The organism is Nonomuraea bangladeshensis (assembly GCF_039529455.1).
In the GTDB taxonomy this organism is placed as follows: Bacteria; Actinomycetota; Actinomycetes; order Streptosporangiales; family Streptosporangiaceae; genus Nonomuraea; species Nonomuraea bangladeshensis.
Map to the genome: position 1 here is coordinate 405,326 of NZ_BAAAMV010000010.1, position 13,920 is coordinate 419,245.

14 protein-coding genes are annotated in these 13,920 nt (G+C 73.1%); 13 read left to right on the forward strand and 1 reads right to left on the reverse strand.

Going from position 1 to position 13,920, the window contains the following annotated elements; all coding sequences use genetic code 11:
* Positions 1 to 53 precede the first annotated feature (53 nt).
* The 4 genes from ABD292_RS34535 to ABD292_RS34550 are packed head-to-tail and all read left to right on the forward strand — an operon-like array spanning position 54 to position 3,654.
* A complete protein-coding gene (locus ABD292_RS34535; RefSeq protein ID WP_344215064.1) occupies positions 54 to 920 on the forward strand; it encodes an AAA family ATPase in 867 nt (288 codons plus the stop codon).
* The gene (locus ABD292_RS34540) at positions 913 to 2,016 is read left to right on the forward strand and encodes a vWA domain-containing protein (protein ID WP_344214825.1); all 1,104 of its coding nucleotides are present in this window, start codon (positions 913 to 915) and stop codon (positions 2,014 to 2,016) included. The genes ABD292_RS34535 and ABD292_RS34540 overlap by 8 nt, the downstream gene beginning before the upstream one ends.
* Positions 2,009 to 3,100 (forward strand): XdhC family protein, encoded by a 1,092-nt coding sequence (locus ABD292_RS34545; RefSeq protein ID WP_344214827.1) that lies wholly within the window; start codon positions 2,009 to 2,011, stop codon positions 3,098 to 3,100. The genes ABD292_RS34540 and ABD292_RS34545 overlap by 8 nt, the downstream gene beginning before the upstream one ends.
* Positions 3,100 to 3,654, forward strand: a complete 555-nt coding sequence (locus ABD292_RS34550) for a nucleotidyltransferase family protein (protein WP_344215066.1) — start codon at positions 3,100 to 3,102, stop codon at positions 3,652 to 3,654. Before ABD292_RS34545 ends, ABD292_RS34550 begins: the two co-directional genes overlap by 1 nt.
* Here the strand turns inward: ABD292_RS34550 and ABD292_RS34555 are convergent.
* The gene (locus ABD292_RS34555; protein ID WP_344214829.1) at positions 3,651 to 4,538 is read right to left on the reverse strand and encodes an endonuclease/exonuclease/phosphatase family protein; all 888 of its coding nucleotides are present in this window, start codon (positions 4,536 to 4,538) and stop codon (positions 3,651 to 3,653) included. The genes ABD292_RS34550 and ABD292_RS34555 overlap by 4 nt on opposite strands.
* 92 nt (positions 4,539 to 4,630) lie before the next feature.
* Between ABD292_RS34555 and ABD292_RS34560 the strand changes: the two genes are divergently transcribed.
* The 9 genes from ABD292_RS34560 to ABD292_RS34600 all read left to right on the forward strand — a co-directional run bounded on the left by ABD292_RS34560 (position 4,631) and on the right by ABD292_RS34600 (position 13,889).
* A complete protein-coding gene (locus tag ABD292_RS34560; RefSeq protein ID WP_344214831.1) occupies positions 4,631 to 5,671 on the forward strand; it encodes an LLM class F420-dependent oxidoreductase in 1,041 nt (346 codons plus the stop codon).
* Between the two features lie 205 nt (positions 5,672 to 5,876).
* Positions 5,877 to 7,163, forward strand: coding sequence for a dicarboxylate/amino acid:cation symporter (locus ABD292_RS34565; RefSeq protein WP_344214833.1), 1,287 nt, complete (start codon positions 5,877 to 5,879; stop codon positions 7,161 to 7,163).
* A 90-nt stretch (positions 7,164 to 7,253) separates the two neighbouring features.
* On the forward strand, positions 7,254 to 8,858 hold the full coding sequence (locus tag ABD292_RS34570) for a serine/threonine-protein kinase (protein WP_344214836.1): 1,605 nt from the start codon (positions 7,254 to 7,256) through the stop codon (positions 8,856 to 8,858).
* A 46-nt stretch (positions 8,859 to 8,904) separates the two neighbouring features.
* Positions 8,905 to 9,942, forward strand: a complete 1,038-nt coding sequence (locus tag ABD292_RS34575) for a M24 family metallopeptidase (RefSeq protein WP_344214838.1) — start codon at positions 8,905 to 8,907, stop codon at positions 9,940 to 9,942.
* A 26-nt stretch (positions 9,943 to 9,968) separates the two neighbouring features.
* Positions 9,969 to 10,529, forward strand: a complete 561-nt coding sequence (gene efp, locus ABD292_RS34580; protein ID WP_344214840.1) for an elongation factor P — start codon at positions 9,969 to 9,971, stop codon at positions 10,527 to 10,529.
* 1 nt (position 10,530) lies between these two features.
* Positions 10,531 to 10,941 carry a transcription antitermination factor NusB gene (nusB, locus tag ABD292_RS34585; protein WP_329580500.1) on the forward strand — a complete coding sequence of 137 codons (411 nt, stop codon included), beginning with the start codon at positions 10,531 to 10,533 and terminating at the stop codon, positions 10,939 to 10,941.
* A gap of 263 nt (positions 10,942 to 11,204) precedes the next feature.
* Positions 11,205 to 11,957: a methyltransferase domain-containing protein gene (locus ABD292_RS34590; protein WP_344214843.1), complete on the forward strand. Its 753-nt coding sequence runs from the start codon at positions 11,205 to 11,207 to the stop codon at positions 11,955 to 11,957.
* 54 nt (positions 11,958 to 12,011) lie between these two features.
* Positions 12,012 to 13,253: a DNA polymerase IV gene (locus ABD292_RS34595; RefSeq protein WP_344214845.1), complete on the forward strand. Its 1,242-nt coding sequence runs from the start codon at positions 12,012 to 12,014 to the stop codon at positions 13,251 to 13,253.
* A gap of 228 nt (positions 13,254 to 13,481) precedes the next feature.
* Positions 13,482 to 13,889 carry a DUF3040 domain-containing protein gene (locus ABD292_RS34600; protein WP_344214847.1) on the forward strand — a complete coding sequence of 136 codons (408 nt, stop codon included), beginning with the start codon at positions 13,482 to 13,484 and terminating at the stop codon, positions 13,887 to 13,889.
* Positions 13,890 to 13,920 lie beyond the last annotated feature (31 nt).

The window sequence follows — 13,920 nt, forward strand, 5'->3', positions numbered from 1 at the left end:
CGGGCGGGGTGGCGACGTAGCCTGAAGGCGTGCTGCGCCGGACAATCAGGACGATGGACATCCAGTCGCCGGAAAAGCTCATCGAGCTGCTCGATCGGCACGCCTACCTGGCCGACGAGGGGCTCGCGACGGCCGCCTTCCTCGCGCTGCGCATGGGACGGCCGCTGTTCCTGGAGGGGGAGGCGGGCGTCGGCAAGACCGAGCTGGCCAAGACCCTCGCCACGCTGCTGCGGGCGCCGCTCATCCGGCTCCAGTGCTACGAGGGCCTGGACGCCGCCCAGGCGCTCTACGACTGGGACTTCGCCCGCCAGCTCCTGCATCTCAAGGCCGCCGAGGCGGCCGGGGTCACCGACGTCGCCCGGCTGGAGGGCGAGATCTACGACCGGCGCTTCCTCATCGCCCGCCCGCTGCTGAAGGCCGTCGAGACGCAGCCCAGCGTGCTGCTGGTGGACGAGATCGACCGGGCCGACGACGAGTTCGAGGCGTTCCTGCTGGAGGTGCTGTCGGACTTCACGATCTCGATCCCCGAGCTGGGCACGATCAGGGCGGAGACGCCGCCGGTGGTCGTGGTGACCTCCAACCGCACCCGTGAGGTCCACGACGCGCTCAAGCGGCGCTGTCTCTACCACTGGCTGGAGCACCCGTCCTACGACCGCGAGGTGGCCATCCTGCTGCGCCGCCTGCCGCAGTGCACCGAGACCCTGGCGCTGCAGGTGGCGCGGGCGGCCGAGCGGCTGCGCCGGGCCGACCTGGTCAAGCCGCCCGGCGTGGCCGAGACGCTGGACTGGACGGAGGCGCTGCTGACGCTGGGCGCGAAGGAGCTGGACCCGGGGCTGGCCGCCGCCACTTTGGGGGCGGCGCTGAAGTACCGGGAGGACGTGGTGAGCGTCCTCGGCAACGGGCTGCTGTCCCATGACTGACCTCTCCGGGGACGCAGGCGGGCTGGTCGCCGTCATGACGGGTTTCGCCAGGACGCTGCGGGCGGCCGGGGTGGCCGCCGACCACGACCGCACCCAGAGCCTGCTGGCCGCGCTCGCCCACCTCGACGTGACCGACCGCGCCGCCGTCTACTGGGCCGGGCGGCTCACGCTGTGCGCGACGCCGGACGACCTGCCCCGCTACGACCGCTGCTTCGCCGCCTACTTCGCCGGGCGGCGCGCGACGCTCGCCCGTACGGCCGTCACGAGCGTCACCCGGCACCTGGCGGCGCGCGAGGACCCGGGCGGCGAGGAGGAGGGCGGCGGCGAGGCGACGGCGGCCCCCGCGACCGCGAGCCGCGCCGAGATCCTGCGCCACCGGGACGTGGCCAGGCTCACCGAGGCCGAGCGGGCCGAGGTGCACCGCCTGCTGGCCCTGCTGCGCGACCGGCGGGCCCGGCGGCGCTCGCGCCGCTTCGAGCGCGCCCGCCGCGGCGCGCTCGACCGGCGCAGGACGATCCGCGAGGCGCTGCGCAAGGGCGAGGTGGCCGGTCTCCGCCACCGCGTGCACGCCACCCGGCCCCGTGCGGTGGTGCTGTTCGTGGACGTCAGCGGCTCCATGGCCCCCTACGCCGAGACCCTGCTGCGCTTCGCCCACGCCCTGGTCAGGAGCGAGCCGCGGGCCACCAGGGTCTACTCCGTCGGCACCCGCCTCACCCCGCTCACCGCCGAGCTGCGCCACCGCGACCCCGGCACCGCGCTGAACGAGGCCTCGAAGGCCATCCCCGACTGGAGCGGCGGCACCCGGCTGGGGGAGGAGCTGCGCGAGTACCTGACCCGGTTCAGCGCGCGGGGCGCGATCGTGGTGATCGCCTCCGACGGCTGGGAACGCGGCGACCCCGGCCTGCTGGCCGCCCAGATGGCCAGGGTCTCGCGGCAGGCGTACCGCGTCATCTGGGTCAACCCGCACAAGGGGTATGAGGACTACCAGCCGCTCACGGGCGGGATGCGGGCCGCACTGCCGTACATCGACGACCTGGTGGCCGGGCACAGCCTGGCCGCCTTCGAGCAACTCAGCGAAAGGCTCGCCCATGCGTGACGTGCTGCCGGAGATCATGCGCTGGTACCGGTCGGGGCTCAAGTTCGGGCTGGCGACCGTGGTCAGCACGTTCAGCAGCGCGCCGCGACCGCCGGGCGCGGCGATGGCGGTGCGCGGCGACGAGGTCGTGGGCAGCGTGTCCGGCGGCTGCGTCGAGGGCGCGGTGTTCGAGCTGGCCGGCGAGATCGACACGCCGGTGCTCCAGCGCTACGGGGTCACCGACGACGACGCCTTCGCCGTCGGGCTCACCTGCGGCGGCATCATCGACATCCTCGTCGAGCCCATCTCGATCGAGACCTTCCCCCAGCTCGGCGAGGTGGCCGCGTCGATCGAGGCGCACGAGCCGGTCGCCGTCGCCACCGTCGTCTCCGGCCCCGGACGGATCGGGGCGCGCCGGATCATCTGGCCGGACCGCGCCTCGGGCACCCTCGGGGTGCGCCGGCTCGACGAGGCCGTGGACGACGACGCCCGCGGCATGCTCGCCCAGGGCGCGACCGGCATCCGCCGCTACGGCGGCGAGGGGGAGCGGCGGCTGGACGACCTCGCGGTGTTCGTGCACGCGTTCGCGCCGCCGCCGCGCATGCTGGTGTTCGGGGCGATCGACTTCGCGGCGGCGGTGGCGCGGGTCGGCAAGTTCCTCGGCTACCACGTCACGGTCTGCGACGCTCGGCCGGTCTTCGCCACGCAGAAGCGCTTCCCCGACGCCGACGAGGTCGTGGTCAAGTGGCCGCACGACTACCTCGCCACGGTGGAGGTGGACGAGCGCACGGTGATCTGCGTGCTCACCCACGACCCGAAGTTCGACGTGCCGCTGCTGGAGGTGGCGCTGCGCACCGGCGCCGGGTACGTCGGGGCGATGGGCTCGCGCCGTACGCACGAGGACCGCCTGGCCCGGCTGCGCGAGGCCGGGCTCACCGAGGAGGAGCTGGCCCGGCTGCGCTCGCCCATCGGCCTGGACCTCGGCGCGCGCACCCCCGAGGAGACCGCCGTGTCGATCGCCGCCGAGCTGATCCAGCTCCGCTGGGGCGGCACCGGCCGCCCGCTGTCCACCACGCGCGGCCGCATCCACCACGAGTCGCCGTGATCGCGGGGCTGCTGCTCGCGGCCGGGCGCGGCGCACGGCTCGGCACGCCGAAGGCGCTCGTCGAGTACGACGGCGAACGCCTGCTCGACCGGGGCGTACGGCTGCTCGCGGAGGGCGGCTGCCACCCGGTCGTGGTGGTGCTGGGCGCGGCAGACGCGCAGGTGCGCGGGGCGGTCGCGGTGCGCAACCCCGGCTGGGCCTCCGGCATGGGCTCGTCGCTGCGGGCCGGCCTGGCCGCGCTGCCCGAGGAGGCGGAGGCCGTGGTGATCGCGCTGGTCGACCAGCCGCTGATCCGGCCGGGCGCGGTGCGCGCGCTGATCGAGGCGCGCGCCGGGCTGGCCGTCGCGACGTACGGGGGCCGGCGCAGGAACCCGGTGCTCGTCGCCCGCGAGCACTTCGCCGAGGTGGCCGAGCGCGCGGTGGGGGACGTCGGGGCCCGCGCGTTCATCAAGGCCCATCCCGAGCTGGTCACCGAGGTGCCGTGCGACGACCACGGCGACCCCGCCGACATCGACACGCCGGGAGACCTCGCCGCCCTGCGCAGCCAGGGCTAGAAGCGGAACGAGGCGATCGCCGCGCGGTGGTCGCTGCCGGTCGCCGGGGCCACGCCCGCCTCGGTGGCCTCCATCCCCTTGAACAGGATGTGGTCGGGCCGGGTGACCGGGAACTCGGCCGGCCAGGTGAAGCCGAACCCGTCGCCCGCGACGCTCTGCGCGTCGGTGAGCGGCGGGGTGAGGCCGCGCAGGTTGCGGTCGGTGGTGGCGGTGTTGAGGTCGCCGAGCAGCAGGATGCGCTTGCTCGGATCGGCGTCGACCAGCGCGCGGGCGCGGGCCAGCGAGGCGTCGCGCGAGGCGGTGTGGCCGGGCCGGGCCGAGGCGAGGTGCATGACGTAGACGGTGACCTTGCCCTTGGGGGTCTCGGCGACGGCTCGCAGGGCGCGCGGCCAGCCCAGGCCGACGTCCAGCGGCTCGGTGCGGCTGAGCGGGTAGCGGCTCCACAGGCCGACCGTGCTGACCGGGTAGTGGTACTTGAACATCTTGTTGAGCTGCTTGGCGGCCGGGCCGCCGGGCGTCAGCTCCTGGGCGGCCAGCAGGTCGAGGTCCTTGGCGATGGCGCGTACGGCCTCGCCGGAGGCGTCGTTGCGCACGCCGACGTTGACCGTGCCCACGGACAGGTCGCTGGCCCCGCCGGGCGGCGTGCGCAGGAGCGTCGAGCCGAACATCGCCGCCCACACCACCCCCGGCACCAGCGCGGCCGCGGCGGCCACGGTGGAACGCGCCAGCGCGGCGGCGAGCAGCAGCACCGGCACGGCCAGCCCGATCCAGGGCAGCAGGCTCTCCAGGACGGGGGTGAACCCGCCGAGCGAGGGGATCAGCCGATGACCCGCCAGAGCCGCGGCCACCACCGCAGACAGCACCACGACAACGCGACTCAGCACCCGTCCCAGGCTAGCCGCTCCCCGCCGGAGAGCCGACGCGATAGCCTGTTCGCGTCGAAACGGAACATCATTCGGTTCTAGGGGAGCCCGGCATGCGCATCGGTATGGCAATCAACTACTCGGGCGGCTTCAAGGAGACCGTCGCCGAGCTGGCGGACTACGAGAAGGCCGGACTGGACATCGTGTTCGTGGCCGAGGCCTACAGCTTCGACGCGGTCAGCCAGATGGGCTACATCGCGGCGAAGACCGAGCGGCTGCAGATCGCCTCCGGCATCCTGCCGATCTACTCGCGCACGCCGACGCTCCTGGCCATGACCGCCGCCGGGCTCGACTTCGTCTCCGACGGGCGTTTCACGCTCGGCATCGGCGCGTCGGGGCCGCAGGTGATCGAGGGGTTCCACGGGGTGCCGTACACCGCGCCGCTGGCGCGTACGCGGGAGGTCATCGAGATCTGCCGCCAGGTGTGGCGGCGCGAGCGCGTGGAGCACCAGGGCCGCCACTACCAGGTGCCGCTCCCGCCCGGCCAGGGCACCGGCCTGGGCAAGGCCCTGAAGATCATCAACCACCCGGTGCGTCCCCGCATCCCCATCGTGGTCGCCGCCATCGGGCCGAAGAACGTCGAGCTGGCCGCCGAGCTGGCCGAGGGCTGGGAGCCGATCTTCTACGTGCCGGAGAAGGCCGGCGAGGTCTGGGGCGAGGCCCTGGCCGCGGGCAAGGCCAAGCGCGACCCCGAGCTGGGCGAGCTGGACGTGATCGCGCAGGCGTCCCTCGCGATCGGCGACGACGTGTCCGGGCTGCTGGAGTTCGGGCGGCCGATGGCGGCCCTCTACATCGGCGGCATGGGCGCCAAGGGCAAGAACTTCTACAACGACCTGGCCAGGCGCTACGGCTACGAGAAGGAGGCCGAGGAGATCCAGGACCTCTACCTCGCGGGCAAGAAGGACGAGGCCGCCGCCAAGGTGCCCACCGAGCTGCTGGAGAAGCAGTCGCTGATCGGCAGCGAGGGCTTCGTGCGCGACCGGGTGCAGGCGCTGAAGGAGTCGGGGGTCACCACGCTGAACGTGGCGCCGCTCGGGCGTACGCACGAGGAGCGGGTCCGGCTCATCGAGCAGATCAAGGACATCGCCGGATGACCGGTTAAGTGGGGTGAATCACCCTTTCCGTGAGGAATGCTCCGGACCTCACCGGCGTTGACAGGCCCCGTGAGGTTCTCCCTGGTGCTCGTGCTGCTCGTCGAGCGGCTGCACGTCGACCTGTGCCGGTTGCACACGTCGCTGTGTCGCTGACCGTACGACGTCGCGACCACCCATAACCTCACAAGTCCGGAGCTTTCCTCCCGTGAAGAGATTCTCTTTCTCGCTCCAGCTCCTCACCGGCCTCGCCGCCGGCGTCGCGCTGGGCTTCGCCGCCAGGATCTGGGACGTGACCTGGCTGGCCGAGACCCTGAACAGGGTCGGCCAGATCTTCGTCCAGCTGCTCAAGCTCGCCGTGCCGCCGCTGGTCTTCACCGCCGTGCTGGTCAGCGTCGCCAACCTGCGCAACGTCAACGGCGCGGCCAGGCTCGCCGCCAAGACCCTGATGTGGTTCCTGATCACCGCCGCGGTGGCGGTGGCCCTCGCCATCGGGCTCGGCCTGCTCATCGACCCCGGCCGCGGCGTCAGCCTCGACACCGGCGCCGCCAAGGCCCCCGAGCACGCCGGCACCTGGCTCGACTTCGTCACCGGCATCCTCCCGACCAACGTCGTCACCGCCTTCACCGAGGTCAACGTCCTGCAGATCGTCTTCCTGGGCGCCGTGCTCGGCGCGGCCGCCCTGGCGGCGGGGGAGAAGGCCGAACCGGCCCTCGCGCTCGCCCGCTCGGTGCTGGAGCTGGTCCAGAAGGCGCTGTGGTGGGTCATCAGGCTCGCGCCCATCGGCACGGCGGGCCTCATCGGCAAGGCCGTGTCCACGTACGGGTGGGACCTGCTCGCGCCGCTCGCCAAGTTCAGCGCCGGGGTCTACGCCGGCTGCCTCCTGGTGCTGCTGGCCGTCTACCCGACGCTGCTGGCGGTCTGGGGCAAGGTCAGCCCCGTGCGCTTCTTCCGCAACGCCTGGCCCGCGATCGAGCTGGCGTTCGTCTCGCGCTCGTCGGTCGGCACGCTGCCGCTGACGCAGCGGGTCACGATCGAGCGCAACGGCGTGGACCCCGACTACGCCTCCTTCGCGGTGCCGTTCGGCGCGACCACCAAGATGGACGGCTGCGCCTCGGTCTACCCGGCGCTGGCCGCGATCTTCGTGGCGCAGGTCTTCGGCGTGCCGCTCGGCCTCGGCGACTACCTGCTGATCGCGTTCGTCTCGATCGTCGGCTCGGCGGCCACCGCGGGGCTCACCGGCGCGACCGTCATGCTGACGCTCACGCTCAGCACCCTGGGACTGCCGCTGGAGGGCGTCGGCCTGCTGCTGGCCATCGACCCGATCCTCGACATGATGCGCACCGCCACGAACGTCGCCGGCCAGATGGTGGTGCCGGTGCTGGTGGCCCGCTCGGAGGGCCGCCTCGACACGGCGGTCTTCAACGCCCCTCCGCAGCCGCTCGACGACGCCCCGTCCGGGACGCGGCGGACGCCGGAGCCGGTCGCCGCCTGAACCGCTCCCTCTCGCTCTCGCGGAGGCGCGCGGCGCCGTGGGGGCCTATGGTGGGTCGGAAATCATGATTTTCGAGTGTTTGGCGGAGATATGTCCGACGCGACGACGCCGGCGTTGATAGCCGACCGGTACCGGCTGGAGGAGCGCATCGGCGCCGGACCGGTGGGCGAGGTGTGGCGCGGGTACGACACCCGCGCCGACTGGGTCGTGGCCGTGAAGCTGCTGCGGGGCGCGGGAACCCCGGAAACGCTCAGGCAGCACGCCCAGGCCGTGGCCAAGGTCATCCATCCGAACGTGGCCATGGTCCTGGACGTCGGCGAGCACGACGGGGCGCCGTTCCTGGTGATGGAGCACCTCACGGGGATGAGCCTCGGCGAGGAGCGGGAGGCCGCGGGCGGCACCCTCGGCGTGGTGGAGACGTGCGACCTGGTGGCGCAGGCGGCCGCCGGGCTGGACGCCGCGCACCGCGCCGGGGTGGTGCACGGGGAGATCGACCCCGACAGCTTCCGGCGGGCCGGCAGCGGCGTGCTCAAGGTCGTCGGGTTCGGGCTCGGCGGCGCGGCCACGCCCGGCGGCGACCCCCGCTACCTGGCCCCCGAGCGGGCCGCGGGGGACGAGGCGCGGCCCGCCGGCGACGTGTACGCCCTCGGCTGCGTCTGCTACGAGCTGCTGTCCGGCCGCCACCCCTTCGAGGCCGCCGCCACGGAGAACGCCCCTGCCACGGGCGTCTCCGGCACGGAGGGCGCCCCCGCCACGGGCGTCTCCGCCACGGGCGCCCCCGGCGCGGGGCCGGTGCCGCCCAGTGCGTTCAGGGCCGGGGTGCCCGCCGAGCTCGACCGCCTGGTGCTGGCCATGATCGCGGAGGATCCCGCGCGCCGCCCGGCCGGCGGCGAGACCATCCGCCGCGCGCTGGTGACCATCGCCCACCCCCGCGCCAACCCCGACGCCCCGGCGGCCCCCGCCGGCGTGCCCGTGACCGGCGCCATGCTGCGCGGCGACGTTCCCGGCGCCGCACCGGCGGCCCGCGCCGGGGACACCGCCGTCTACCAGGCCGGCGACCTCGCGGTGGAGGGCCCGCGGCAGCCGGCGCGCGGCGGGCGCAGGCTCGTCGTCCAGCTCGGCGCGGCCGTGGCCGCCATCGTCGCGGTGACCGTCGGCATGGTCCTCTGGGCGAACGCGGGCGGCGACGAGCCCGAGGGCCGCGACCCGGTCGCGGTGGCCACCCCCAGCGACGCGCCCACCACGGACGTCGTGCCGGGACAGACGCCCACCACGACGTCCGACTGGCCCACCGGCGAGCCCTCCAGCCCGCCGGCCCAGCCGTCGCCGGGCAACGTGATCACCTTCGGGCCGGACAGCGAGCTGCCCAGTGCGCTGCGCGAGACGCCCCCCGTACGCGGCACCCTCCGCCCCGGCCAGGAGCCGCCCGGCGGCTTCGACCGGTGGCTGAGCGCGTTCGACCAGGCCGTGACGCACCAGGTCGGCACCAACGGCATCAACCCGCGCGTCGCCTCCAAGGCCCAGGACAAGCTGCGCAAGGCGGCGGGCAAGTACGCCGCCGGCCACCGCGAGGCCGCGCTCAAGCAGGTCGCCGACGTCTACCGCGACCTGGAGCGCGCCCAGCAGAAGGGCGACATGGAGCCGACCGGCCCGCTCGCCGAGTTCATCCGCGAATGGGCCGTACCGGGCCGCTGACCCGTCGCGCGCCGCGAGGGCCGGGGAGCGGCCGTAGATTGGCGGGATGACCTTCGACCACGCGGCGCGCCTGGCGCGGCTCGCCGCGCTGCTCCCCGCCCGCGAGGTGCCGGCGCTCCTCGTCACCTCCGCGGTCAACGTCCGCTATCTGACGGGCCTGGCCAGCTCGAACGCGGCCGTCCTGGTCCGGGCCGACGGCTCGGCGCTGCTCGCCACCGACAACCGTTACATCGGCAAGGCCCGCACCCTCGGCGTTCCGGTCGTCGAGGCGTCCGACGTGGCGGCCAGGCTGGCCGAGCCGGGCGCGGGCATCGAGGCGGCGAGCATGACCGTGGCCACCTACCGCCGCCTGGGCGAGGGGCTGGTGCCGCTCGGCCCGGTGGTCGAGGAGCTGCGCGCCGTCAAGGACGACGCCGAGCTGGAGCTGCTGCGCACCGCCTGCGCGATCACCGATCAGGCGTTCGCCGACGTCTCGGCCCGCATCGTCCCCGGCATGACCGAGCGCGAGCTCGCCCGGCTGCTGGAGAACCGCATGACCGAGCTGGGCGCCGACAAGCCCGCGTTCGACTCGATCGTGGCCGCGGGCGAGAACGGCGCGATCCCGCACCACGCCCCCACCGGCAGGGAGCTGCGCGCCGGCGACCTGGTGACGATGGACTTCGGCGCCCGCTACCGGGGCTATCACGCCGACATGACCCGTACGGTCAGCCTCGGGCCGCCCGCCGGCTGGCAGCGCGAGCTCTACGACCTGGTGGCCGAAGCCCAGCGGGCGGGCCGGCACGCGCTCGCGCCCGGCGCGGCGGCCGGTGACGTGGACCGCGCGGCCCGCTCGATCGTGGCGGAGGCGGGCCACGGCGAGCACTTCAGGCACGGCCTCGGGCACGGCGTCGGCCTGGAGATCCACGAGGAGCCGTTCCTGGGCCCCTCGCGTACCGGTAGACTAGAGGATCGAGTTCCGATCACCGTCGAGCCTGGGGTCTACCTCCCGGGCCGAGGCGGCGTCCGGATCGAGGACACCCTCGTGACCCGTGCGGGCGGGCCGGAGCTTTTCACCAAGACGACCAAGGAGCTGCTCGTCCTTTAGAGCGGCCGCACGCGGGAGAAGAACGAGTGGCGACGACCAACGACCTCAAGAACGGCATCGTGCTGAAGCTCGAGGGCGGTGAGCTCTGGAGCGTTGTCGAGTTCCAGCACGTCAAGCCGGGCAAGGGCGGCGCGTTCGTGCGCACCAAGCTGAAGAACGTCCTCTCCGGCAAGGTCGTCGACAAGACCTTCAACGCCGGCGTGAAGGTCGACGTGGCCAACGTCGACAAGCGCGAGATGCAGTACTCCTACCGCGACGGCGACGACTTCGTCTTCATGGACACCGAGACCTACGACATGGTCAACGTGTCCGCCGCCACGGTCGGCACCGCCGCCAACTACATGCTGGAGAACACCACGGCCACGGTCGCCTTCAACGAGGGCGCCGCCCTCTACGTCGACCTGCCCGCCGCGGCCGAGCTCACCATCGCCGAGACCGAGCCGGGCCTGCAGGGCGACCGCTCCACCGGCGGCACCAAGCCCGCCAAGCTGGAGACCGGCGCGGAGATCAAGGTCCCGCTGTTCATCACGACGGGCGAGAAGGTGAAGGTCGACACCCGCACCGGCGAGTACCTCGGCCGGGCCTGAGGTGTCGGCACGTGGCAAGGCGCGCAGGCGTGCGCTCGACATCCTCTTCGAGTCCGAACTCCGTGGCGAGGATCCGCTGAAGATCCTCGCCGAGCGCGTGGAGCGGCAGGAGCCCCCGGTCAACGAATACACCTCGGCCATCGTCGAGGGCGTGGCCAGGCACCGCCCGCGCATCGACGAGCTCATCACCACCTACGCCGAGGGCTGGACCCTCGACCGCATGCCCGCGGTCGACCGCAACCTGCTGCGCGGCGGCACCTACGAGCTGCTGTGGATGCCCGATGTCCCCGAGGGCGTGGTGATCAGCGAGTGGGTGCACCTGGCGGGCGAGCTGTCCACCGACGAGTCCCCTCAGTTCGTCAACGGGCTGCTGGCCAGATTCAAGCAACTCAAGCCAAGCCTCACCCTTTAGAGACCCGTCGAAACCGGTCGTTTCGGGGTAGCCTCCAAGCACAGCGACCGCTCGGCCGTGGGGGCGCGGGCGGCGTGATCGCGTACGGAGAAGTGGCGCGTCACCAGCCGCGACGCGCCCCTTCTGCGTTTCCCGCCCCTCTCGGGCCCGTTCCCCCCACCGGGCAGCGGGCGATGCCCCGCACGGCGTAGGCTGGGGCGCGTCCGCGAAGGAGCCCGCCGCGAAGCAGCAGCTCGCGGGGCGAGAGGGAGGCGAGCCCAACGGTGCGTGCTGAAAGCGTCACGAGGACCCCGGCGGTGCGCACCGCCGTCGTCTGGGACGCGCTGCGGTCGGTCCTGGCCGAGCGGGCCGCGGCCACCGGCCGCGAGGCGCTCGACATCGTCGACGCGGGCGGGGGCACCGGCGGCTTCGCCGTGCCGCTCGCCGCGCTGGGCCACTCCGTCACCGTCGTCGACCCGAGCCCCGACTCGCTGGCCGCGCTGGAGCGCCGGGCCAAGGAGAAGGGCGTGGGCGTGCGTTCGCTGCAGGGCGACGCCGACGCCCTGGGCGAGCTGCTCCAGCGCGACAGCGCCGATCTGGTGCTCTGCCACAGCGTCCTGGAGTACGTCGAGGACCCCGTCAGCGCGCTGGCCGCCGTCGCGGGCGTGCTGCGCCCGGGCGGCGCGGTCAGCGTGCTGGCCGCCAACCCGGTCGCCACCGCGATCCACCGCGCGCTCGCCGGCCAGTTCGACGAGGCGCGGGCGGTGCTCGACGACCCGCGGGGCACCTGGGGCGATCGCGACCCCACGCCCCGCCGCTTCACCGCGGAGGCGCTGAACGGGCTGCTGGAGGCCGCCGGGTTCGCGGCCGGGCCGGTCCACGGCGTGCGCGTCTTCGCCGACCTGGTGCCGAGCCGGCTGGTGGACGGCGAGCCCGGCGCGGCCGAGTCGCTGGCGGCGCTGGAGCAGGCCGCCGCCGCGCATCCGGTGCTGCGCGACATCGCGGCCCAGCTGCACGTGCTGGGCCGCCGCGCCTGAACGCCCCTCGGGGCGTCCCCTGTATCGAATTCGTGTTCGGATAGAATCGACGGCGTGTCCCGTAAGCAGATCACCGGCATCGGCCCCGCTCCGCGCACCGGGGCCGATGACAGCGGCTGCCCGATCCTCCACGTCGACATGGACGCCTTCTTCGCCAGCGTCGAGCTGCTCGAACGCCCCGAGCTGCGCGGCCGCCCGGTCATCGTGGGCTCGCCCGCCGGGCGCGGCGTCGTGCTGAGCGCCACCTACGAGGCCCGCGCCCACGGCGTGCACTCCGCGATGCCGATGAGCCGGGCCCGCAGGCTCTGCCCGCAGGCCGTGATCATCCCGCCCAGCCACGGGAAATACTCCGAGGTCTCCAAGGGCGTCATGGAGATCTTCCACGCGATCACCCCGCTGGTCGAGCCGATCGCCTCCGACGAGGCGTTCCTCGACGTCGGCGGCGCCAGGCGGAGGCTCGGCCCGCCCGCCGCCATCGCCGCGACGATCAAGGAGCAGGTCCTGGAGCGCTACGGCATCACGTGCTCGGTGGGCGTGGCCGCCAGCAAATTCGTCGCCAAGCTGGCCTCCAAGCAGTGCAAGCCGGACGGCCTGCTGGTGGTCCCGGCCGACGAGGTGGTCGCCTTCCTCCACCCGCTGCCCGTGTCGGCCCTCTGGGGCGTCGGTGAGCGCACCGAGCAGTCCCTGGTCCGCCTCGGCATCCGCACCGTCGGAGACCTCGCCAGGGTGCCGCCCGGCACGCTCCAGCGCGAGCTGGGGCAGGCGGTGGGCGGCCATCTGGCGGCGCTGGCCTGGGGGCGCGACGAGCGCCCGGTGACCGCGCACGTGCCCGACAAGAGCATCGGCAACGAGGAGACCTTCGCCGCCGACGTCGACGACCCCGACGTCATCAGGCGTGAGCTGCTGCGGCTGTCGGAGCGGGTCGCCGCGAGGATGCGTAAGGGCGGCCACGTGGGAAGAACTGTAAGTGTGAAGCTTCGCCGAGCCGATTTCACGACGATCACGCGCTCGCGCACGTTGCGCGAGCCGACCGACGTGGCCCAGGTGATTTACGCCACTGCCTGCGAGCTCTACCAGGCCGCGGGCCTGGAGCGGGTGCGGCTGCGGCTCGTGGGGGTGCGGATGGAGAACCTGCGCCCGGCGGAGGAGGCCACCAGGCAGCTCAGCCTCGGCGAGCGGGAGACCGGGTGGCGGGAGGCCGAGCAGGCGATGGACAAGGCGATTCGAAGATTCGGTCCCGATGCGGTGGTCCCAGCATCGCTCGTACGTGGCAAGCTTGATGAAATAGAGACATGACGCCGATGTCCCTACTTCGTGGTGCGCCGGAGTCACAATTTTGGGGAGAGGGGGGCGAGATGGGCCACAATGGAGCCATGACGTCACCTCCGGTTTGGTCTGCGTTGGACGTTTGCTTTCGCCTACGTCTACAGCCTCGTATTCTGGGGATAACCGACCGCGAGGTTCGGACACCCCGTGTCGTCCGTTGCCGTCTTCCCCGTCCTGGGGCTGTCCTTGGGAGGCGCCGTGCCGCTCTCTGAGCACGAGCAGCGCTTGCTCGACCAGATCGAGCAGGCCCTCTACGCCGAGGACCCGAAGTGGGCCAACACCGTAAGGATCAGTGACCCGCGCCGTCACTACAAGCGTCGCCTCATCAAGGCCACCATCGGCTTTGCCCTCGGCGTCGTCGTCATGATGGTCGGCGTCGTCGTGAGCGGCAATGCTCTGATCCCCCTCGGCGTCGGCGGTTTCGTGGTCATGCTCGCCGCGTGTCTGTGGGGCCTGTCGAGCTGGAAACGCATGAACGGGTTCGGCGACGTCCCGCCGGCCGCCCCCGGGCAGGCCGCGCCGGGCAGGCCCGCCCGCCGGACCAACCGGGGCACCTTCATGGAGCGCATGGAGGAGCGCTGGCGCCGCCGGCACGACGAACGCTGACGTAGGACCAGAGGACGTAGGACAGAAGAGC

Excerpts from the sequence above, each read along its gene's own strand:
- ABD292_RS34535 (WP_344215064.1), top strand. The coding sequence starts at position 54 with ATGGACATCCAGTCGCCGGAAAAGCTCATCGAGCTGCTCGATCGGCAC.
- ABD292_RS34540 (WP_344214825.1), top strand. The coding sequence starts at position 913 with ATGACTGACCTCTCCGGGGACGCAGGCGGGCTGGTCGCCGTCATGACG.
- ABD292_RS34560 (WP_344214831.1), top strand. The coding sequence starts at position 4,631 with ATGCGCATCGGTATGGCAATCAACTACTCGGGCGGCTTCAAGGAGACC.
- ABD292_RS34545 (WP_344214827.1), top strand. The coding sequence starts at position 2,009 with ATGCGTGACGTGCTGCCGGAGATCATGCGCTGGTACCGGTCGGGGCTC.
- ABD292_RS34570 (WP_344214836.1), top strand. The coding sequence starts at position 7,254 with ATGTCCGACGCGACGACGCCGGCGTTGATAGCCGACCGGTACCGGCTG.
- ABD292_RS34575 (WP_344214838.1), top strand. The coding sequence starts at position 8,905 with ATGACCTTCGACCACGCGGCGCGCCTGGCGCGGCTCGCCGCGCTGCTC.